Annotated in this window: 14 protein-coding genes; 11 read left to right on the forward strand and 3 right to left on the reverse strand. The window is 72.8% G+C overall.

Translation table 11 applies throughout. The features are described 5' to 3' along the window. The first annotated feature begins 61 nt into the window (after window positions 1-61). The 4 genes from ACGFR7_RS12720 to ACGFR7_RS12735 all read left to right on the forward strand — a co-directional run bounded on the left by ACGFR7_RS12720 (window position 62) and on the right by ACGFR7_RS12735 (window position 4,575). On the forward strand, window positions 62-823 hold the full coding sequence (locus ACGFR7_RS12720; protein ID WP_393317028.1) for a class I SAM-dependent methyltransferase: 762 nt from the start codon (window positions 62-64) through the stop codon (window positions 821-823). Window positions 824-844: 21 nt separating this feature from the next. After that, window positions 845-1,891 carry a nicotinate-nucleotide--dimethylbenzimidazole phosphoribosyltransferase gene (cobT, locus tag ACGFR7_RS12725; RefSeq protein WP_393317031.1) on the forward strand — a complete coding sequence of 349 codons (1,047 nt, stop codon included), beginning with the start codon at window positions 845-847 and terminating at the stop codon, window positions 1,889-1,891. A 144-nt stretch (window positions 1,892-2,035) separates the two neighbouring features. Beyond that, on the forward strand, window positions 2,036-3,802 hold the full coding sequence (locus ACGFR7_RS12730; RefSeq protein WP_393317034.1) for a phosphatidylglycerol lysyltransferase domain-containing protein: 1,767 nt from the start codon (window positions 2,036-2,038) through the stop codon (window positions 3,800-3,802). Beyond that, the gene (locus tag ACGFR7_RS12735) at window positions 3,799-4,575 is read left to right on the forward strand and encodes a hypothetical protein (protein ID WP_393317037.1); all 777 of its coding nucleotides are present in this window, start codon (window positions 3,799-3,801) and stop codon (window positions 4,573-4,575) included. Before ACGFR7_RS12730 ends, ACGFR7_RS12735 begins: the two co-directional genes overlap by 4 nt. Here ACGFR7_RS12735 and ACGFR7_RS12740 read toward each other — a convergent pair. Next, entirely contained in the window at window positions 4,550-5,287 is a 738-nt protein-coding gene (locus ACGFR7_RS12740) for a hypothetical protein (protein ID WP_393317040.1), read from the reverse strand. The two genes, ACGFR7_RS12735 and ACGFR7_RS12740, sit on opposite strands and share 26 nt — an antisense overlap. Window positions 5,288-5,403: 116 nt before the next feature. Here ACGFR7_RS12740 and ACGFR7_RS12745 point away from each other — a divergent pair, with 116 nt between their 5' ends. The 7 genes from ACGFR7_RS12745 to ACGFR7_RS12775 all read left to right on the forward strand — a co-directional run bounded on the left by ACGFR7_RS12745 (window position 5,404) and on the right by ACGFR7_RS12775 (window position 16,697). Beyond that, window positions 5,404-6,198 carry an adenosylcobinamide-GDP ribazoletransferase gene (locus ACGFR7_RS12745; RefSeq protein ID WP_393317043.1) on the forward strand — a complete coding sequence of 265 codons (795 nt, stop codon included), beginning with the start codon at window positions 5,404-5,406 and terminating at the stop codon, window positions 6,196-6,198. Window positions 6,199-6,407: 209 nt separating this feature from the next. Next, window positions 6,408-7,952: a leucyl aminopeptidase gene (locus tag ACGFR7_RS12750; protein WP_393317046.1), complete on the forward strand. Its 1,545-nt coding sequence runs from the start codon at window positions 6,408-6,410 to the stop codon at window positions 7,950-7,952. A gap of 325 nt (window positions 7,953-8,277) precedes the next feature. Beyond that, entirely contained in the window at window positions 8,278-9,666 is a 1,389-nt protein-coding gene (gene lpdA / locus ACGFR7_RS12755; RefSeq protein ID WP_030083720.1) for a dihydrolipoyl dehydrogenase, read from the forward strand. A 55-nt stretch (window positions 9,667-9,721) separates the two neighbouring features. Further along, window positions 9,722-11,497: a 2-oxoglutarate dehydrogenase, E2 component, dihydrolipoamide succinyltransferase gene (gene sucB, locus ACGFR7_RS12760; protein ID WP_393317050.1), complete on the forward strand. Its 1,776-nt coding sequence runs from the start codon at window positions 9,722-9,724 to the stop codon at window positions 11,495-11,497. A gap of 158 nt (window positions 11,498-11,655) precedes the next feature. After that, complete coding sequence (locus ACGFR7_RS12765; RefSeq protein WP_088797323.1) at window positions 11,656-12,279, forward strand: GntR family transcriptional regulator; 624 nt, start codon at window positions 11,656-11,658, stop codon at window positions 12,277-12,279. Between the two features lie 262 nt (window positions 12,280-12,541). Next, window positions 12,542-15,241 (forward strand): pyruvate dehydrogenase (acetyl-transferring), homodimeric type, encoded by a 2,700-nt coding sequence (gene aceE / locus ACGFR7_RS12770; protein ID WP_393317053.1) that lies wholly within the window; start codon window positions 12,542-12,544, stop codon window positions 15,239-15,241. Window positions 15,242-15,584: 343 nt separating this feature from the next. Then, a complete protein-coding gene (locus tag ACGFR7_RS12775) occupies window positions 15,585-16,697 on the forward strand; it encodes a helix-turn-helix transcriptional regulator (protein WP_393317056.1) in 1,113 nt (370 codons plus the stop codon). A 78-nt stretch (window positions 16,698-16,775) separates the two neighbouring features. Here ACGFR7_RS12775 and ACGFR7_RS12780 read toward each other — a convergent pair whose 3' ends face one another. Continuing rightward, window positions 16,776-17,696 (reverse strand): SDR family oxidoreductase, encoded by a 921-nt coding sequence (locus ACGFR7_RS12780; protein ID WP_393317059.1) that lies wholly within the window; start codon window positions 17,694-17,696, stop codon window positions 16,776-16,778. A 134-nt stretch (window positions 17,697-17,830) separates the two neighbouring features. Then, window positions 17,831-19,735: a hypothetical protein gene (locus ACGFR7_RS12785; RefSeq protein ID WP_393317061.1), complete on the reverse strand. Its 1,905-nt coding sequence runs from the start codon at window positions 19,733-19,735 to the stop codon at window positions 17,831-17,833. Between the last annotated feature and the right edge of the window lie 207 nt (window positions 19,736-19,942).

The raw sequence follows: 19,942 nt of genomic DNA on the forward strand, positions 1-19,942 counted from the left end.
ACGGGCCCGGCGCGGCCCGTGTCCGCTTGCCCGGGGGCGCGGCGCCGGGTGCTCTTGACCCGTGACCGAATCCGAGCGGACCGAATCCGAAGCGCCGGCCGGGTGGCAAGCGGGGCCCGTCCGTGAGCCCCGGGGGCGCGGGCGGCTTTTCGACGCGGCCGTGCGCGCCTATCTGGAGCGGTATCCGGAGGCGACGGTGGTCGCGCTCGGCGAGGGGCTGGGCACCGGTTTCTGGCGGCTGGACAACGGGCGGCTGACCTGGCTGACGGTGGTGCCCCCGAAGACCGCGGCGGCCCGCCGGATGCTGCTTCCGGACGGCGCCCGGCGGCGGACCGTCGCCCGCGCGGTGACCGATCATGCCTGGCTGGACGCGGTACGGGAGCCGTGGCGCGGGGTCGTCGTCACGGCTCCGGGAGTACTGATGCGGCTGCCGCCGCCCGCGGTGCGCGCGCTGCTGGCGGCGTGTGCGGAGCGGTTTCCCGGCGGTGTGCTGGTCTTTGACGCACTGCCGGGGCGGGCGGCCGCACTGGCGCGGCGGGCCGCCGCGGCGGGCGGCCGGTGGCCGGCTCCGCGCTGGGGGCTGGAGCGTGCCCAACTGCCGCGGGTGGCCTGCCTGCACCCGGGCATCGTCGCGGTGCGCGAGGTCGGCCCGGAGCCTGCTGTGCCGGGAGGCGCGGCGGCGGGCGGCCTGTGGTCCCGGCTGGTGTGGCGCGGGCGCCGCGCCCCGGTGGTGCGTGCGCTGACGCCGCTGGTGTGCGAGGTCCGCTTCGCCTCGGCCACTTCGCCCCGGGCCGTTCCCCCCGGTGCGCTTCGTCAGCGGTGAGTTGACGGTAATCTGCGCCCAATGAGCGCCTTGAACCTCGACGACTTCGCCCACCTGATCGAGCGCCCCGATGGCGGTGCACGCCGTGACGCCGAGGAGCGGCGGGCCCGGCTGGCCGTGCCGCCGGGTGCGCTCGGCCGCCTCGACGAGCTGGGCGAGTGGCTGGCCGCCGCGCAGCAGCAGGTGCCGGTGCGGCCCGTCGAGCGGCCGCGGGTGCTGCTGTTCGCGGGCGATCACGGGGTGGCGGAGCTGGGGGTGTCGGCCCGGCCGGCCGGCGGCACCAGGGATCTCGTACGGGCCGTGCTGGACGGGGCGAGCCCGGTCGCGGTGCTGGCCCGGGGCGCCGGGGCGCAGCTGCGGGTGGTGGATGTGGCCGTGGACTGCGACCCGCAGGAGCTGCCCGAGGACGTCACCCGGCACCGGGTGCGGCGCGGTTCGGGACGGATCGACATCGAGGACGCGCTGACGGCCGAGGAGGCCGAGGCGGCGTTCCGGGCCGGGATGGCCGTCGCGGACGAGGAGGCGGACGCGGGCACCGATCTGGTGGTGCTGGGCGATCTGAGCGTCGGCGGGACGACCGCGGCGAGCACGCTGATCGCCGCGCTGTGCGGCACGGACGCCTCGGTGGTCACCGGGCGGGGCGGCGCCCCCATCGACGATCTGGCCTGGATGCGCAAGTGCGCGGCGATCCGCGACGCGCTGCGGCGGGCCCGCCCGGTGCTCGGCGACCAGCTGGAGCTGCTGGCCGCGGTCGGCGGCGCGGATCTGACCGCGATGACCGGCTTCCTGCTGCAGAGCGCGGTGCGCCGGACTCCGGTGATCCTGGACGGGGTGGTCTCGGCGGCCTGTGCGCTGGTGGCGCAGCGGGTGGCGTTCCGGGCGCCGGACTGGTGGGTGGCCGGGCAGACGAGCGGGGAGCCGGCCCAGGCCAAGGCGCTGGACCGGATCGCACTCAACCCTCTGCTCGACCACGGCGTCACTGCTGGAGAGGGGACCGGGGCGCTGTTGGCCCTGCCTTTGGTACGGGCAGCCGCAGCCCTGGCGGCAGAACTGCCCGTACGCGACTGACCCGGCGCCGGCCCACCCCGGCCGGCCGCCGCAGGAAGCGAGCGGACGAGCGCCCGGCCCGGGCGCTCACCACGTCATGCCCGTACCGGACCACCGGCGGCCCCCCATAAGATCGCGCTTTACACGTTTTATGGGAGACATCGCTTGAGTCCGGACGAAGCCCGCCCTCGCGGCACGTGGTCACAACGGGGTGCCGCATTCGGCATCTGGTATCTGCGCACGGTTACCTTCATCAATCTGCTGAGCGCGGTATGGGTGTCGTTCGGCAACGACATCCGCCGGCACAACATCGCGGAATTCTTCACTCCGTACCTGCTGACGGCGGGGTTCGCCTCCGGCGTCTTCTCGCTCTTCTTGTCGGTGACCCTGCGGCGGGGCAAGCGGGCGGCCTGGATCTTGAATCTGGTGCTGTCCGGGCTGCTGGCGCTGCTCTTCGCCTTCGGGATGGTGGCGGCCCCGGAGTTCCGCGGGCATGTCCAGAACTGGGTGTCGCTGGGGGTGACCGTGCTGTTCGCCGCGGCGCTGGTGGTGGGGCGCCGCGAGTTCTCCGCGAAGGGCGACCGCGCGAACCCGAAGCTGGCGGCGACGGTCGCGGCCGGCGGTCTGCTGGCCGCCTCGCTGCTGGCGGCCCTGCTGGTGACCGTCACCAACACCGCCGGGGACGGCGCCTCGACGTTCGTCCAGCGCTGGCGCTACGGCCTGATGCGGCTGGTGTCGCTGGCCGCCGACGACCGCGCGTTCCCGGGGATCGCCACCCCGAACTGGGTCAATGTCGCGATCAATGTGCTCAGCACGCTGCTGCTGGTCGCGGTCCTGTGGGCGGCGTTCCGGTCCGTACGCAGCACCGAGGCGATCACCGGGGACGACGAGGAGCGGCTGCGCGCGCTCCTCGCGCGGCACGGCGACCGTGACTCGCTGGGCTACTTCGCGCTGCGCCGCGACAAGAGCGTGCTGTTCTCCCCCAGCGGCAAGGCGGCGGTCACCTACCGCGTCGTGGGCGGGGTGTCGCTGGCCTCCGGCGATCCGCTGGGAGACCCCGAGGCCTGGCCCGGGGCGATCGAGGTGTGGCTGGCCGAGGCACGGGAGCACGGCTGGGCGCCCGCGGTGATGGGCGCGAGCGAGGAGGGCGGCACGATCTACGCCCGGCACGGCCTGGACGCGCTGGAACTGGGCGACGAAGCGATCGTGGACACCGAGGAGTTCACCCTCGGCGGCCGCGCGATGCGGACCGTACGCCAGGCCTACCACCGCGTCGAGCGGGCCGGCTACACCGTCCGTATCCGGCGCCACGAGGACATCCCGGCAGCGGAGATGGCACAACTGCTGCGGCTGGCCGACGACTGGCGCGACGGGGAGACCGAGCGCGGTTTCTCGATGGCGCTGGGCCGGCTCGGCGACGTGGGCGACGGGCGCTGCGTGATGCTCGAATGCCGCGACGGCGGCGCGGGGGAGGAAGCCGGCGAGCTGCGGGCGCTGCTCAGCTTTGTGCCCTGGGGCGAAAAGGGCCTTTCGCTGGATCTGATGCGGCGGGACCGGAACTCCGAGAACGGCCTGATGGAGTTCATGGTGCTGGAGTTGATCCAGCGGGCGAAAGAGGTGGAGGTCACTCAGCTCTCGCTGAACTTCGCGATGTTCCGTTCCGTCTTCGAACGTGGATCGCGGCTCGGCGCGGGCCCGGTGCTGCGCCTGTGGCGCTCACTGCTCAGCTTCTTCTCCCGGTGGTGGCAGATCGAATCGCTCTATCGCGCCAATGCGAAATACCGGCCCATCTGGGAGCCGCGGTACATGCTCTTCGAAAAGAGCACCGATCTGCTGCGGATCGGAATCGCCGCCGGCCGTGCGGAGGGCTTTCTGGAAGCACCCGGTCTGCCCAAGTGGCTGAACCGCACACACCTGGAGAATGCGGGATGAGCGCGGCCGGGGCGGGGCCGGGGGAGGTACCCGCGCCGGGGCCGGGGAAGATGCCCGCGCCGGGGCGGCCGGAGCTGTCCGGCCTGCGCCGCGCCGCGGTGGCGGAGTGGGGCCCGCTCCTGCGGACGGTACGGTCCTCGCTGCTCACCGCCAAGCTGCGGGCGATTTTGCTGACGCTCACCGCGGTGTGCCTGACCCTGGCCTTCCAGTTCGTGCAGCACCAGCCCTGGGGCTACCGGACGGTCCAGGACATCGGCTCCGTACAGGCCTGGGAGCACCTGTGGGTGGCGTTGCTGCGCACCCCCCTGTCGCTGTTCGTCCCCGCGCTGGACCTTCCGGTGTGGGGGGCGCTGGCGCAGATCCTGGTGGTCTTCGGGATCGCGGAGATCTGCGTGGGCCGGCGGCAGACGCTGCTGGTCGCCTATGTCGCCACGCTCGCCGGGACGATGTACGCGCGGATCGGCATCTGGATCGGCCCGGAGAGCCCGCTCGGGCTGCCCGACTCGGACAAGTACGTCATCGACACCGGGCCGTCGGCGGCCGTGGTGGGGCTGGCGGTGTTCGTGTGCTGGCGCAATCGCGCGTGGTTCACCTGTGCCGCGGTCGCCGTGGCGATGGTCGTCGAGGTGGTGTCCATCAAGAACAACCTGGCGGGCAAGGAGCATATCGCCGCGGTGCTGGCGGTGCTCGTGGTGTGCGCGCTGTGGGAGCTGGGGCGGCGGCGCAGGGCGGGGGACGCACCGCGGGTCAGCGGCTGGGTACACCCCCGATGACATGCTCGACCTTGCGGCGCACGGCCGACCAGCGGCGGTCGTGACGGTAGGCGCGGACCCGGGCACGGGCCCGCGCCTTCGGGCGGGTGCGGTAGAAGCGCCTGGCCCAGGGCGAGTTGGGACGGGCCAGCCGGACCGCGCCGAAGAGCGCGACGAAGGGCACGAAGACCCCGATGACCGCGATCCGGCCTTTGCCCTTGGTGAGCGCGATGAGCGCGAAGAGGAAGTTGACGGCCACGGTCCGCACCACCGTGAAGCGGTCGGTGCTCTCCTCCGGGTCGATCTCATTGACGCCGAACGGCAGGAAACCGCCGAGGATCAGGGCCACCAGGGCGACGGTGAGGATGACGATCTCGACGCTCTTGGTCCCTTCCTCACTCCAGTACACGTCGTCGAGGTGGAGGATCAGCGCGAACTCGTCGAGGACGAGGCCCACGCCGATGCCGAAGAGCACCGCGGCGACACCGGAACCGAAGCCGCGCCGGCCGCCCGCGAGGGCGATGAAGCCGCCGAGGACCATCAGGATCACGCCGGGCACCACGTGATGGACGTGCACCCCGCCGGGGGTGATGTTGCGGAACGGCCCCTTGCCCGCCCGGATGAGCCGGGTGACGGCCCGGGTCACGAGGAAGGTCAGTACGAAGGAGGCGAGGGCGAGCAGCAGCGGCAGCTTCCCCGGCTCGACGATATTGCGGTACCACCAGTGGCCCATCCCACACGCTCCCCATTTGTCGGGTAGGGACACTTCATCACCATGCGGCCCGGTTCGGCGGGTGACGGTCCGGACCGGGCGGCCGCACCTGGCGGCCGCCCGGATAGCCTGCCGCGGTGACCGACACCCCCGCTCCCCCGGCCCCCCTCGACGCCCTGCGCTTCGCCTTCGGAACGCTGACCGTGCTGCCGGTACGCGTCACCCGCTGGGACCGGGAGGCGGCGCGCGGCGGCATGCTCTGCGCGCCGCTGGCCGGGCTGGCGGTCGGGCTGTGCGCGGCCGCACCCGGCGCGGCGCTGCTGCTGCTCGGCGGCGGTCCGCTGCTCGCCGCGGTCGCCACCGCCGTGGTGCCCGCCGTGCTCACCCGCGGGCTGCATCTGGACGGGCTCGCCGACACCGCCGACGGACTGGGCAGCGGCAAGCCCGCCGGGGAGGCGCTGCGCGTCATGAAGCAGTCCGATATCGGCCCGTTCGGGGTCATCACGCTGCTGTTCGCCCTGCTGGCCCAGGTGGCCGCGCTGGAGGCGCTGTACGCGGACGGCTGGGCACACGGCGCCGTCGCGGCGGCCGTTGCGGCCCTCACCGCGCGCTGCGCACTGACCCTCGCCTCCCGTGCGGGGGTGCCGGCCGCCCGCCCTGAAGGGCTCGGCGCGGCGGTCGCGGGCACCGTCCCGGTACGGGCGGCGCTGCTGTGCACGGGGGCGGTGGCCGCCGGATGCGCGGCGGCCGGCGCCGCGTTCGGCGCGTACGGCGCGCTGCACGCCGGGCTCGCGGCGCTGCTCGGCCTCGGGCTGGGCGAGCTGCTGCTGCGGCACTGCCGGCGGCGGCTGGGCGGGGTGACCGGAGATGTGTTCGGGGCACTCGCGGAGAGCGCGGGACTCACGGCAGTGGTGGTGCTGGCTCTCGGATAGCTCCCTGCCCACGCCCGGGCGCGCCTCCCGTTTCCCCCAACTCACTGACAAAGAAGGGCAGTTCACCCCGCATACCGGTAACTCCCCCGGCTCCGTTATGTGCCGGTGTGGTATCGGACGGGTCTTGTGGCGCCGCCGAGCGTAGGCTCGGCGGCAGCAGCGCGCTGCGCGCAGACGGATTCCCCGGACGGAACAGGACCTTCATCACCGTGACTGCACTGACCCTCAGTACTTCTTCCGCCGCAACGGTGCGTGCGGATGCCGTCGTCGTCGGCGTGGCCAAGGGCGCCAAGGGCGTCGTTGTCGCCCCCGGCGCGGAGGCCGTGGACAAGGCCTTCGGCGGCAAGCTCGCCGCTGTGCTGGAGACCCTCGGCGCAAGTGGTGCCGAGGGCGAGGTGACCAAGCTGCCCGCCGCCGACGGCCTCAAGGCGCCGGTCGTGCTGGCGGCCGGCCTCGGCGAGGCGCCGGGCAAGGACGACGGCTACGGGACCGAGGCGCTGCGGCGCGCCGCGGGCAGCGCCGCCCGCGCACTGACCGGCACCAAGAAGGCCGCCTTCGCGCTGCCCGTCGAGGATGCCGAGGCGGCCGCCGCGGTGAGCGAGGGTGCGCTGCTCGGCGCGTACTCCTTCACCGCCTACCGCAGCAACGGCAACGGGCAGAACGCCAAGGGCGGCAAGAAGAACGACGCCAAGTCGGCGCCGCTCGCGGAGGTCGCGCTCCTGGGCGGCAAGCCGCGTGACAAGGAGTTCAAGGCCGCCGCCGAGCGCGCCCAGGCGCTGGCGGCGGAGATCAACCGCGCCCGCGACCTGATCAACATGCCTCCGAACGACCTCGACCCGAAGTCCTTCGCGGCCGAGGCGCAGGCCGCGGCCAAGGAGTTCGGCCTCAAGGTCGAGGTGCTGGACGAGAAGGCGCTCAAGAAGGGCGGCTACGGCGGCCTGCTGGGCGTCGGCCAGGGCGCGGAGACCCCGCCGCGGCTGGTGCGGATCGCGCACACGCACCCCAAGGCGGACAAGACCCTGGCCCTGGTCGGCAAGGGCATCACCTACGACTCGGGCGGCATCTCGCTCAAGCCGGCCGGCCACAACGAGACCATGAAGTGCGACATGAGCGGCGCCGCCGCGGTGTTCGCCGCCGTCGTGGCCGCCGCCAGGCTGGGTCTGGAGGTGAACGTCACCGGCTGGCTGGCGCTCGCCGAGAACATGCCGTCCGGCTCCGCCACCCGTCCCGGTGACGTGCTGACCATGTACAGCGGCAAGACCGTCGAGGTGCTGAACACCGACGCCGAGGGCCGCCTGGTGCTGGCCGACGCGCTGACCCGCGCCTCGGAGGAGACCCCGGACGCGATCGTGGACGTCGCCACCCTGACCGGCGCGATGGTGCTGGCGCTGGGCTCCCGCACCTTCGGGATCATGGCCAACGACGACGCTTTCCGTACCTCGATCCACGAGATCGCGGAGGAGGTCGGCGAGCAGTCCTGGCCCATGCCGATGCCGTCCGAGCTGCGCAAGGGCATGGATTCGCCGGTTGCCGACATCGCCAACATGGGTGAGCGGATGGGCAGCGGCCTGGTCGCCGGGCTCTTCCTCAAGGAGTTCATCGGCGAGGGCATCACCTGGGCCCACCTGGACATCGCGGGCCCGGCGTTCCACGAGGGCGCGCCGTGGGGCTACACCCCCAAGGGCGGCACGGGATCCGCGGTGCGCACCCTGGTGCGGCTGGCGGAGCGTACCGCCGCGGGCGATCTGGGCTGACGGTCGCCCCGGGGAGCTTCCTCCCCCTTGCCCGTCATTTCCGTACGGCCCCGGGCATACCACCCGGGGCCGTAGGTGCGCCCGCGTCCGGTGTTCGCCCACAACGAAATCCGTACGCCAGTACGCGCCAGTAACCCTTACGGGGCGGCTGATCGTCCGCCCTGAGACCGGCCCGCCGTCCCGGCTTCGTTGAACAAGTGCGAAGATGGGTTCTCGGCAGGACAGGGCCCCCCTTACCCAGGGCCGAAGTAAAAGCGGCCGAACCACAGCCGCCGCCCGGTCATCGGAGACCGGCTCCGGCGTACCCATGCATGGAGGACGTGACGTGGCGAACGACGCCAGCACCGTTTTCGACCTAGTGATCCTCGGAGGCGGTAGCGGTGGTTACGCCGCTGCCCTGCGCGGGGCGCAGCTGGGCCTGGACGTCGCCCTGATCGAGAAGGGCAAGGTCGGCGGTACCTGCCTGCACAACGGCTGCATCCCCACCAAGGCTCTGCTGCACGCCGGTGAGATCGCCGACCAGGCTCGCGAGAGCGAGCAGTTCGGTGTCAAGGCCACCTTCGAGGGCATCGACATCGAGGCGGTCCACAAGTACAAGGACGAGGTCATCTCGGGCCTGTACAAGGGCCTGCAGGGCCTGATCGCCTCCCGCAAGGTGACGTACATCGAGGGCGAGGGCCGGCTGTCCTCCCCGACCTCCGTCGATGTGAACGGCCAGCGTGTCCAGGGCCGCCACGTCCTGCTGGCGACCGGCTCCGTGCCGAAGTCGCTGCCGGGCCTGGAGATCGACGGCAACCGCATCATCTCCTCGGACCACGCGCTCACGCTGGACCGCGTGCCGAAGTCCGCGATCGTGCTGGGCGGCGGCGTCATCGGCGTCGAGTTCGCCTCCGCGTGGAAGTCCTTCGGCACCGACGTGACCATCATCGAGGGCCTGAAGCACCTCGTCCCGGTCGAGGACGAGAACAGCTCCAAGCTGCTGGAGCGGGCCTTCCGCAAGCGCGGCATCAAGTTCAACCTCGGCACCTTCTTCGACAAGGCCGAGTACACCGCCGACGGCGTGCAGGTCACCCTCGCCGACGGCAAGACCTTCGAGGCCGAGGTGCTGCTGGTCGCGATCGGCCGCGGGCCGGTCTCGGCGGGCCTGGGCTACGAGGAGCAGGGCGTCGCGATGGACCGCGGCTACGTCCTCGTCGACGAGTACATGCAGACCAACGTGCCGACCATCTCGGCCGTCGGTGACCTCGTTCCCACCCTCCAGCTCGCGCACGTCGGCTTCGCCGAGGGCATGCTGGTGGCGGAGCGGCTGGCCGGTGAGAAGACCGTGCCGATCGACTACGACGGCGTGCCGCGCGTCACGTACTGCCACCCCGAGGTCGCTTCGGTGGGCATCACCGAGGCCAAGGCCAAGGAGCTGTACGGCGCCGACAAGGTCGTCGCTCTCAAGTACAACCTCGCGGGCAACGGCAAGAGCAAGATCCTCAAGACCACGGGCGAGATCAAGCTCGTCCAGGTCAAGGACGGTGCCGTGGTCGGCGTCCACATGGTCGGTGACCGTATGGGCGAGCAGGTCGGTGAGGCCCAGCTGGTCTACAACTGGGAGGCCCTGCCGGCCGAGGTTGCGCAGCTCGTGCACGCGCACCCGACGCAGAACGAAGCCCTCGGCGAGGCCCACCTGGCCCTGGCCGGCAAGCCTCTCCACTCCCACGACTGACCCCAGTCCCGGGCGCGACCACATCCGCACCACTTTGTAAGGAGCAACTGAAACCATGGCGGTTTCCGTAACCCTGCCGGCGCTCGGCGAGAGCGTCACCGAGGGCACCGTCACTCGCTGGCTCAAGGCCGAGGGTGAGCGCGTCGAGGCCGACGAGCCGCTGCTCGAGGTGTCGACCGACAAGGTCGACACCGAGATCCCGGCCCCGGCCGCCGGCATCCTGTCCGCCATCAAGGTGGCCGAGGACGAGACCGTGGAGGTCGGCGCCGAGCTGGCCCTCATCGACGACGGCAGCGGTGCGCCCGCGGCCGAGGCGGCCCCGGCCGCCGCCGAGGCGCCCGCGGCCGAGCCGCAGCCCGAGCCCGCCCCGGCTCCGGCCGCCGAGGCCCCCGCCCCCGCCGCTGCCCCCGCGGGCGGCGCCGAGGGCACTGACGTCGTCCTCCCCGCGCTCGGCGAGAGCGTCACCGAGGGCACCGTCACCCGCTGGCTGAAGGAGGTCGGCGAGGAGGTCCAGGCCGACGAGCCGCTGCTGGAGGTCTCCACCGACAAGGTCGACACCGAGATCCCGGCGCCGGCTTCCGGCACCCTGCTGGAGATCGTCGTCGGTGAGGACGAGACCGCCGAGGTCGGCGCCAAGCTCGCCGTCATCGGTGCGGCCGGCGCCGCTCCGGCCGCCGCCCCGGCCCCGGCCGCTCCGGCCCCGGCCGCTCCGGCCCCGGCCGCTCCGGCCCCGGCCGCCGCTCCGGAGCCCGCCCCGGCACCGGCCCCGGCACCGGCCCCCGCGCCGGCTCCCGAGCCCGCTCCGGCCGCTGCCGCCCCGGCGCCCGCCCCGGCTCCGGCTCCCGCCGCTCCGGCTCCCAAGCCGGCCGCTGCCCCCGCCCCGGCCCCGGCCGCCGGTGAGGGCGACGGCGCCTACGTCACACCGCTGGTGCGCAAGCTCGCCGCGGAGAACGGCGTCGACCTGTCCACGGTCAAGGGCACCGGTGTCGGTGGCCGGGTCCGCAAGCAGGACGTCATCGCCGCCGCCGAGGCCGCCAAGGCCGCCGCGCCGGCTCCGGCCGCCGCCCCGGCCGCCGCCTCCAAGGCCCCGGTCATCGAGGCGTCCCCGCTGCGCGGCCAGACCGTCAAGATGCCGCGGATGCGCAAGGTCATCGGCGACAACATGATGAAGGCCCTGCACGGCCAGGCGCAGCTGACCTCCGTGGTCGAGGTGGACATCACCGCGATCATGCGGATGCGCAACAAGGCCAAGGACGGGTTCGCGCAGCGTGAGGGCGTCAAGCTCTCCCCGATGCCGTTCTTTGTCAAGGCCGCGGTCCAGGCGCTGAAGGCCCACCCGGTCGTCAACGCCCGGATCAACGAGGACGAGGGCACCATCACCTACTTCGACACCGAGAACGTCGGTATCGCGGTGGACGCGGACAAGGGCCTGATGACCCCGGTCATCAAGGACGCCGGTGACCTCAACATCGCCGGTATCGCCCGCAAGACGGCGGACCTGGCGGGCAAGGTCCGCGCGAACAAGATCACGCCGGACGAGCTGTCCGGTGCGACCTTCACCATCAGCAACACCGGTTCGCGCGGCGCCCTGTTCGACACCGTCATCGTGCCCCCGAACCAGGTCGGCATCCTGGGCATCGGTGCGACCGTCAAGCGCCCGGTGGTCATCAACCACCCGGACCTCGGCGAGACCATCGCGGTGCGCGACATGACCTACCTGGCGCTCTCCTACGACCACCGTCTGGTGGACGGCGCGGACGCCGCCCGCTACCTGACCACGGTCAAGCAGATCCTGGAGGCCGCCGAGTTCGAGACCGAGATCGGTCTCTGATTCCGGCAGTCACGCCATAGGTGTGCAACAGGGGTCGGCCCCGGTTCGTACGAGCCGGGGCCGGCCCCTTTGCGCATCCCTGAGCATCTTTGCGCCGGGCCTTCCGCACGTCCCGGATAATGGCCCCCTCGTCACCACGCGCTCTGAAGGAGCACCTCATGACCCCGCCCGTCGTCCATTCGCTGCGCGAGCAGATCCGCGAGCACATCCTTGAGGGGATCGTCAGCGGCCGCTGGCAGCCGGGCGAGCGGATCGTGGAGCGGCGGATCGCGGTGGAGCTGGAGGTCAGCCAGACGCCCGTACGGGAGGCGCTGCGGGAGCTGGAGTCGCTGCAGCTGATCGAGTCGGCGCCGAACAAGGGCGTACGGGTACGGAATCTGACCGCGGACGACCTCAAGGAGAGCTATCCGGTGCGGGCCGGGCTGGAGCAGGTGGCCGCCGAACTGGCCGCCGGGCGGCTGGCCGAGGACACCGTGGCGCTGGAACGCGAGGTGGCGGCGCTGCGCGAGGCGGAACTGGCCGGTGACGGGGAGGCGCAGGTGCGGCACACGGTGGCCTTCCACCGGGAGATCGTGGGGGCCGCCGGGAACGCCGTTTTGCTGCACACCTGGGAGTCGCTGGGCATCGAGGTCTGGACGACGCTGTCGATCCGCTGGTTCAGCCCGGAGCCGCGCTCGCACGCCCAGGACCACCAGGAGATCGTGGACGCGTTCCGGCGGCGCGACCCGAAGATCGGCGCCTTGCTCAAGTCACACGTGCTGAGCTGCGCCCCTCGGGTCTGAGGGGGCGTCGGGGCGGGGGCGGCGCCCCCCCTCGGGCTGGCACGCGGTGCCCAAAAATGCGGCACCCCGTGCCGACCTGCGGTTATTCGTCCGGAGAGCGTTGATCGATCATCGATCAGAGGCGTATCGTCTTGCGTCGGGGCGCGACAACCCTGCCTGCCGAACTCGTAGGGGGTGTCGTCAAGGCCGCCGTCCACCCTGAAGGACGCGGCCGGTCACGACGGCACCCCCGAGCTACCTCCCGTCCGGAAAGGGGCCACCCATGCCCGATCCCGTGCGCCTGCCGTACAGCCAGCTCGACCAGCTCCCGGACCGCGACCCCGAGGAGACCGCCGAGTGGCGCGAGTCGCTTGACGCCGTCACCGAGGCGGCGGGCCCCCAGCGCGCCGCCTACCTGATGCGCCGCGCGCTGGAGCACACCGCGCGCACCGAAGGCACCGCCCTGCCGTCCCTCCTGGAGACGGACTACGTCAACACCATCCCGACCTCCGCCGAGCCCGCCTTCCCGGGCGACGAGGCGATGGAGGCCAGGATCACGGCCTGGAACCGCTGGAACGCCGCCGCGATGGTGACCCGCGGCTCCGCGCTGGGCCTGGGCGGCCACATCGCCACCTTCGCCTCGGCGGCCTGGCTCTACGAGACCGGCTTCCAGCACTTCTTCCGCGGCAAGGAAGGCCTGGGGGCACCCTCAGCGGTAGCGGGGGGAGGCAGCGGCGACCAGCTCTACATCCAGGGCCACGCCTCGCCCGGCATCTACGCCCGCGCCTTCCTCGAAGGCCGCCTCACCGAGGACCACCTCGACCACTTCCGCCAGGAGGCCGGCGGCGAGGGCCTGCCCTCCTACCCGCACCCGCGGCGGCTGCCCTGGCTGTGGGAGTTCCCCACCGTCTCCATGGGCCTGGGCCCGCTCTCCGCCATCTACCAGGCGCGCTTCAACCGCTACCTGGAACACCGCGGCATCAAGGACACCGCCAACTCCCACGTCTGGGCGTTCCTGGGCGACGGCGAGATGGACGAGCCCGAGTCGACCGCCGCACTGGCGCTGGCCGGCCGCGAGGGCCTGGACAACCTGACCTTCGTCATCAACTGCAACCTGCAGCGCCTCGACGGCCCGGTCCGCCCCAACTTCAAGATCGTGCAGGAGCTGGAGGCCCAGTTCCGCGCGGCCGGCTGGAACGTCGTCAAGTCGCTGTGGGGCCAGGCCTGGGACGAGATCTTCGCGCTCGACACCGACGGCGCGCTGATCCGCCGCCTCGGCGAGACCCCCGACGCCCAGTTCCAGACGTACGCCACCCGCGACGCCGCCTACCTGCGCGAACACTTCTTCGGCGCCAACGAGTCCCTGCAGGCCCTGGCCCGCGGGCTGACCGACGCCAAGCTGCTGGAGCTGTTCCAGACCTCCCGGGCCGGCCACGAGCCGCGCAAGGTGTACGCCGCCTACAAGGCCGCCGTCGAGCACCAGGGCGCGCCGACCGTCATCCTGGCGCAGACCGTCAAGGGCTACACCCTCGGCGCGGGCTTCGAGTCCCGCAACGCCAACCACCAGATGAAGAAGCTCACCATGGCGGAGTTCCGCACCATGCGTGACATGCTCGAACTCCCCATCCCGGACAGCGCGCTGGAGGGCGGCCAGGTGCCGTACTGGCGTCCGGCCGACGACTCCCCCGAGATGGTCTACCTGCGCGAACGGCGCGCCGCCCTGGACGGCCCGGCCCCCGCCCGCAAGGTCGTCGCCAAGCCGCTGCCGATGCCCGCCGACAAGGCCTTCGACGCCCTGAAGAAGGGCTCCGGCAGCCAGGAGATCGCCACCACCATGGCGTTCGTCCGGCTGATCAAGGACCTGATGCGGGACAAGGAGACCGGCAAGCGCTGGGTCCCGATCGTCCCCGACGAGGCCCGCACCTTCGGTATGGAATCGCTCTTCCCGACCGCCGGCCTCTACTCCCCCAAGGGCGCGACGTACGACCCGGTCGACCGTGACCAGCTCCTTTGGTACAAGGAAGCCAAGGACGGCCAGATCCTCAACGAGGGCATCACCGAGGCCGGTTCGCTCGCCGACTTCACCGCCGCCGCGACGTCGTACGCGACGCACGGCGAGCCGATGATCCCCTTCTACATCTTCTACTCGATGTTCGGCTGGCAGCGCACCGCCGACCAGTTCTGGGCGCTGGCCGACCAGTTGGGCCGCGGCTTCGTCATCGGCGCCACCGCGGGCCGTACGACGATGACCGGTGAGGGCCTGCAGCACGCCGACGGCCACTCGCACCTGATCGCCTCCACCAACCCGGCGGCGCTCTCCTACGACCCGGCCTTCGCCTACGAGGTCGCGGTCATCGTCAAGGAGGGCCTGCGCCGGATGTACGGCCCGGACGCCGAGGACGTCTTCTACTACCTCACGGTCTACAACGAGACCAAGGTCCAGCCGGCCATGCCGGAGGGCGTCGAGGAGGGCATCCTCAAGGGCCTGTACCGCTTCAACGAGGGCACCAAGCCCCAGGCCGACAGCCCGCAGCTGCAGCTGCTGGCGTCCGGTACCGCCATCCACTGGGCCCTGGAGGCGCAGCAGCTGCTGGCCGCCGACTGGGGCGTGGCGGCGGACGTGTGGTCGGCGCCGTCCTGGACGGAGCTGCGCCGCGACGCCCTGGAGTGCGATGCCGCCCGGCTGGAGGGCGAGGACCGTATCCCGTACGTCACCCGTGCGCTGGCCGGCGCCCCCGGCCCGGTCGTCGCGGTGAGCGACTGGATGCGCGCGGTCCCGGACCAGATCGCCCCCTGGGTCGAGCAGGACTGGACCTCCATCGGCACCGACGGCTTCGGCCTGTCCGACACCCGCGAGGCGGCCCGCCGCCACTTCGGCGTCGACCCGCAGTCGGTGGTCGTCCAGGCGCTCGCCGCCCTCGCCCGTCGCGGCCAGGTCAAGCCGGAGGCGGTCAAGGAGGCCAGGGAGCGCTACGGCCTGTGAGCCATGGGCCGCCACGTTGCGGCCCGTGCCTCGTCGGCGGCCCCGGCCCGCACCGGGCGCCGCCCGCCCTCCGGGGCACCCCGACTCCCGTGTGGAGGCCACCTTCCCGCGCCCGGGGCCTCCACACGGGAACCCACCACCGGCCCGGCCGACCACGCCCTGACTACGGCCGGGCCGGGCTGTCTTTGCGGCTGTGCGATGTTGCCGTCGGCGGTGGCCAGACCAAGTCGTCACCGCCCGGCCCAGCGCCGACCACGCCCCAGAGGGGCGCGGGGAACTGCGCGACCAGCCACGACGCACCCGCAGACAGCACATTGTCAGTGGCCCCCCGCATCATGGACCCATGCGTGCTGCCCGGCTGATCAGGATGGTGTTGCTGCTCCAGGCGCGGCCGTCGATGACGGCCGCCGAGCTGGCGCGGGAGCTGGAGGTTTCCGAGCGTACGGTCGCCCGGGACGTCCTCTCGCTCTCCGAGGCCGGGGTGCCCGTCTACGCGGACCGCGGCCGGGCCGGCGGCTACCGCCTCATAGGCGGCTACCGCACGCGGCTCACCGGCCTCGGCCGGAGCGAGGCGGAAGCCCTCTTCCTGTCCGGAGTGCCCTCCGCCCTGCGCGAGATGGGCCTGGCCGATGCCGCGTCCGCCGCCCGGCTGAAGGTCTCCGCCGCCCTGCTGCCCGAGCTGCGGGATGCCGCGAAGGGTGCCGCCCAGCGCTTTCACCTCGACGCCCCGGCGTGGTATCAGGAGCCCGAGACACCCGCCCTGCTCCCCGGGATCGCCGACGCGGTCTGGGACGACCGCCGGATCACCGCCCGCTACCTCCGCAAGGACACCGAGGTGGAGCGGGAGTTGGAGCCGTACGGCCTCGTGCTGAAGGCAGGCGTCTGGTATCTGGCGGCGCGTACGCAGGGCGACTACCGCGTCTACCGTGTCGACCGGTTCACCGCGGTGGCGCCCGCCGGGAGCGGCAACGCCTCCGGGGCCGGCGACGCCGATGACTCCGACCAGGCCGGCGGGCGGTTCGCCCGTGACGTTTCCTTCGACCTTCCGGAGTTCTGGGCACAGCGGGCGGCCCAGTTCGCCCGGTCGATCCTGCGCGAGGAGGTGGTCCTGCGGCTGTCCCCGCGCGGCGTCAGGCAGCTGCCGTACGTCACCGAACGCGCCGCGGCCCGTGAGGCGATCGAGCGGGCGCAGTCCGCGGACGGCCTCGATGAGCACGGCCGGCTGACCGTGACACTCGCCGTGGAGTCCGCCGAGGTCGCCTACGCCCAGTTGCTGACGCTCGGCCCGGAGGGCGACATACTCGCGCCCCCCGAGCTGCGTGAGCGCTTCGCCTCGGCCGCCCGCCGCATGGCCGCGCTGTACGCGGAGGGGAACGGGGCAGGGACCGGGCCGGACGGCGGCGGGCCGGACGGTGGCGGGCCGGACCGCGGCGGGCCGGACGGTAGCGGGCCGTGATCCGCCGGATGCCCCCGGCACCGGTGCCGGTGCCGGTGCCGGTGCCGGTACCCCTACCGGTACCGGTCCGCCTCCACCTCAGCGGTAGTCATCGGCGCTGCCCTCCTTCCCGCCGAAGACGACCTCCTCGAAATAACCGAAGCAGTCGGGCCGCGAGCCGTCCGTGTCGGTGAAGTCGTACTCCTTCGCCAGCTGCCCGCTGGAGAGCGACCGGCCGCTCCACCGCTCCTTGGCCGGGTCGGCGGCGAGCGCCCGTACGCCGCGGGCGATCAGGGCCGGCGATTCGGCGATGGCGAAGTGCGGCTCCCCGGCCACCGCGTCGCGCCAGTTCTCCTCCGTCACCCCGAAGTGGTCGAGCATCTCCTCGGAGCGGAGGAAACCGGGGGTGAGCGAGACCGCCGTGCCCCCGTGTTCCTTCAGTTCGGCGGCGAGCCCGAAGGCGATGCGGTGCGGCGCGTTCTTGGTGAGGTCGAAGCAGAGGTTGTCCCGGTAGGTGCGGTTGAAGGCGGCGGTGCCATCGGTGACCTCGACCACCAGACCGCCGGGCCGCCTGATCAGCAGGGGCAGGGCGTAATGGCTGGTGATGACGTGGGTGTCGATGCCGAGGCGGAACATCCGCAGCCCGTTCTCCAGGTCGAGGTCCCACAGCTTGGTGTGGAACTCGATCAGCCGGTCGCCGCCCCAGACGCTGTTGACCAGCACATCCAGCCGGCCGTGCTGCCGGTCGATGCGCTCGGTCAGCGCCTTGACCTGCGCCGGGTCCAGATGGTCGGTCGGTACGGCGATGCCGGTGCCGCCCGCCGCGCTCACCAGCTCCGCGGTCTGCTCGATCGTCTCCGTGGCCCGGCCGACCTCGCTGACCCGTTCCCTGGTCGTCCGTCCCGTCACATACACCAGGGCGCCGGCCCGCCCCAGCTCGACCGCCATCGCCCGCCCGGCCCCGCGGGTCGCCCCGGCCACCAGCGCCACCCGTCCCGCCAGTTCCCGCTGTCCCGTCATGTACGCCACTCCTCGCTGTCAGGTGCCTCGCATCCGTACACGGCGACCGTGGCAGTGAAACCCGACATCTCCTGTCCGGATTCATCAGCCGCCGGTCCGGATTCACCGGCGCCGTACAGCGATCCGCCCACGGCCTACGGACGGAGCGCGCGCACCGTTGCCCCGCTCCGCAGCCGTCCCACGACCTCGTCCGGGGCGTTCTGCCCGGCTGGCGCGGCGAGCGTGTTCGTGTGGCCGGAGACCCGTACCCCGCCGGTGGCGTCGATACCGCCGACCCCTTGGGTGCCGGCCGCGAGCAGGTACCACCTGCCGGACTGCGCCCGCCAGTGGACGTTCCCGACCACGGGGGCTCCGAAGCGGCTGCAGGCGGCGGTGTCCCTGGCCCGTCCGGCGATCCGGCCGGGCTCGGCCGGGCGCGTGGCGGGCGGCAGGAAGTGCAGTGTCACGCTGCCGGGCCCGCGCCAGGTGTCGGCACGGCTGCACACCCAGGTCGCGCTGCCGCCGTCCTCCGGGAGGCGCTGGCCGGCGAACGCCCAGTTGCTGACGGACCGTACGCCGGCGCCCCGCAGCGAGCCGAGCGAGCAGGCCGTACGGGCCCAGCCCTGCAGGGCCGGGGTGCCGGTCGCCTCGCCCGCCGGGTCGGCCGGTGTGCCGCCGGGCGGCACGGAGGCGAGGTGGACGGGGACGAGGTCGTTGAGGTCGGTCAGCAGGAAGGGAGGGTTCACACCGGTGCCCGCGATCCTGGTCGAGGGCCGGAACTGGGCCGCCGGCCAGTGCCCGCAGCCGGCGCCCCCCTCGGGCGGTACCGGGATGCGGTCGGTGACCCCGTCCGGGGTGACATGCAGGCCGTGCACCGGGGCGGCCGGGGCCAGCAGGTCGCGGACGCCGACGTCGGAGACCCACGGCGCCAGCAGATAACGCATCCAGCCGTTGCCGCGGCCGATCACCAGCGCGGCGCCGGTGGTCAGGTCCGCGTCGTCGACCCGTGCGAAGTGCAGGGTGGGCGTGGCGCCTTCGGGCTCGGCGTAGCGCACCAGCCGCTCGCCGTCGTGGAAGACCACGACCGTCACGGCGTCGATCAGGCCCGCGTACAGCAGCTGCGGCGGGTGGTCGGGCGGCCGGGTGGAGGTGCCCGCGGACGTCATGATCCGGGCGTCGGCGGGCGGCGCCGCCCAGACCCGCAGCGCCCGCCCCAGCAGCTCCTGGTCAGCCGCCTGCCGGCCGCGCACGGGCCAGGCGGTGAAGTCCACCCGGGAGGTGTCCGTCCACTCTTCGTTGGGGGTGCGCAGCAGCCGGCCCGGGTCCAGCGCCTGCTCCGCCGTGGTCGGCGGGTGCCCCGTCCGGTCCCCGTCACCGCGCAGCAGCCCGGCCGCCGCGGCGCCGACCGCCAGTACGGTCACCAGCGCGATCGCCGCCCGTACCCGCTGGCGGCGGCGCAGCAGGTCCGTCGGCCGCGTCTGCACCGTGCACGGGTCGAACTCCGCCGAGTTCAGCAGTGCCGCGGCGCCCGTCCCGGTCTCCCGGTCCAGCTGCGCCGCCGCCCGCTGTGCCGCGTCGGGCTCCTCGACCCCGGCCCGTGCCAGCACGCTGCGTGCGGCGTCCTCGTCCAGCCCTTCCAGATGCCACAGCCCGAGGGCGGCCCGTACCGCCGCGGGCACCGCGGACAGCGCCTGGTCCAGGGCGAGTTCTTCGGCGCCGCCGACCCGCGGGAAGAGCCGCAGGCCCCACACCTGGGGCAGGGCCACCGTCCCCCGGACCGGCCGCCCCTCGTGCGCCAGCGCCAGTCGCAGGGCCCGCAGCCGCACCACGTCGTAGCCCGGTTCGGCCGCCGGGCCGCGCTGCGCCGGCAGCCCGCCGTCCGGCCGGCGCAGCCGCGCCCGCGGCAGCGCCCGCTGGACCAGGCCGTGTGCGGTCAGGACCCGGCGGTGGCGGCCCGTCGACGGGGGCAGGACGAGGTAGGTGAGGCGGACGAGCCGTGGATAGTGCTCGACGATGGCCGCCTCGGCCCGTTCGACATCGGCCCGGGTGCGTTCGTCCATGGGCATGGCCTGGAACAGCCCTTCGCGAAATGGTGGATATGCCGTCGTTTGGTCGTTGCACGCCGTCCAACGAGTGATTCTTGGGACGGTCACACGGCGGAGCCGGCCCGGTGAGCGAACCCGATCCGAACACCCCGTCACCGGTGCGCCCGCCATGTCACCGATCCGGATAACGACCCCGTCGCATCCGGGGTACTCCGCATGCGA

Source organism: Streptomyces sp. NPDC048516 (genome assembly GCF_043199875.1).
In the GTDB taxonomy this organism is placed as follows: domain Bacteria; phylum Actinomycetota; class Actinomycetes; order Streptomycetales; family Streptomycetaceae; genus Streptomyces.

What these genes read in the sequence shown, in the direction of transcription:
- cobT (WP_393317031.1), top strand. Translation starts at nt 845, where the DNA reads ATGAGCGCCTTGAACCTCGACGACTTCGCCCACCTGATCGAGCGCCCC.
- ACGFR7_RS12735 (WP_393317037.1), top strand. Translation starts at nt 3,799, where the DNA reads ATGAGCGCGGCCGGGGCGGGGCCGGGGGAGGTACCCGCGCCGGGGCCG.
- ACGFR7_RS12740 (WP_393317040.1), bottom strand. Translation starts at nt 5,287, where the DNA reads ATGGGCCACTGGTGGTACCGCAATATCGTCGAGCCGGGGAAGCTGCCG.
- sucB (WP_393317050.1), top strand. Translation starts at nt 9,722, where the DNA reads ATGGCGGTTTCCGTAACCCTGCCGGCGCTCGGCGAGAGCGTCACCGAG.
- ACGFR7_RS12765 (WP_088797323.1), top strand. Translation starts at nt 11,656, where the DNA reads ATGACCCCGCCCGTCGTCCATTCGCTGCGCGAGCAGATCCGCGAGCAC.
- aceE (WP_393317053.1), top strand. Translation starts at nt 12,542, where the DNA reads ATGCCCGATCCCGTGCGCCTGCCGTACAGCCAGCTCGACCAGCTCCCG.
- ACGFR7_RS12775 (WP_393317056.1), top strand. Translation starts at nt 15,585, where the DNA reads ATGCGTGCTGCCCGGCTGATCAGGATGGTGTTGCTGCTCCAGGCGCGG.
- ACGFR7_RS12780 (WP_393317059.1), bottom strand. Translation starts at nt 17,696, where the DNA reads ATGACGGGACAGCGGGAACTGGCGGGACGGGTGGCGCTGGTGGCCGGG.
- ACGFR7_RS12785 (WP_393317061.1), bottom strand. Translation starts at nt 19,735, where the DNA reads ATGGACGAACGCACCCGGGCCGATGTCGAACGGGCCGAGGCGGCCATC.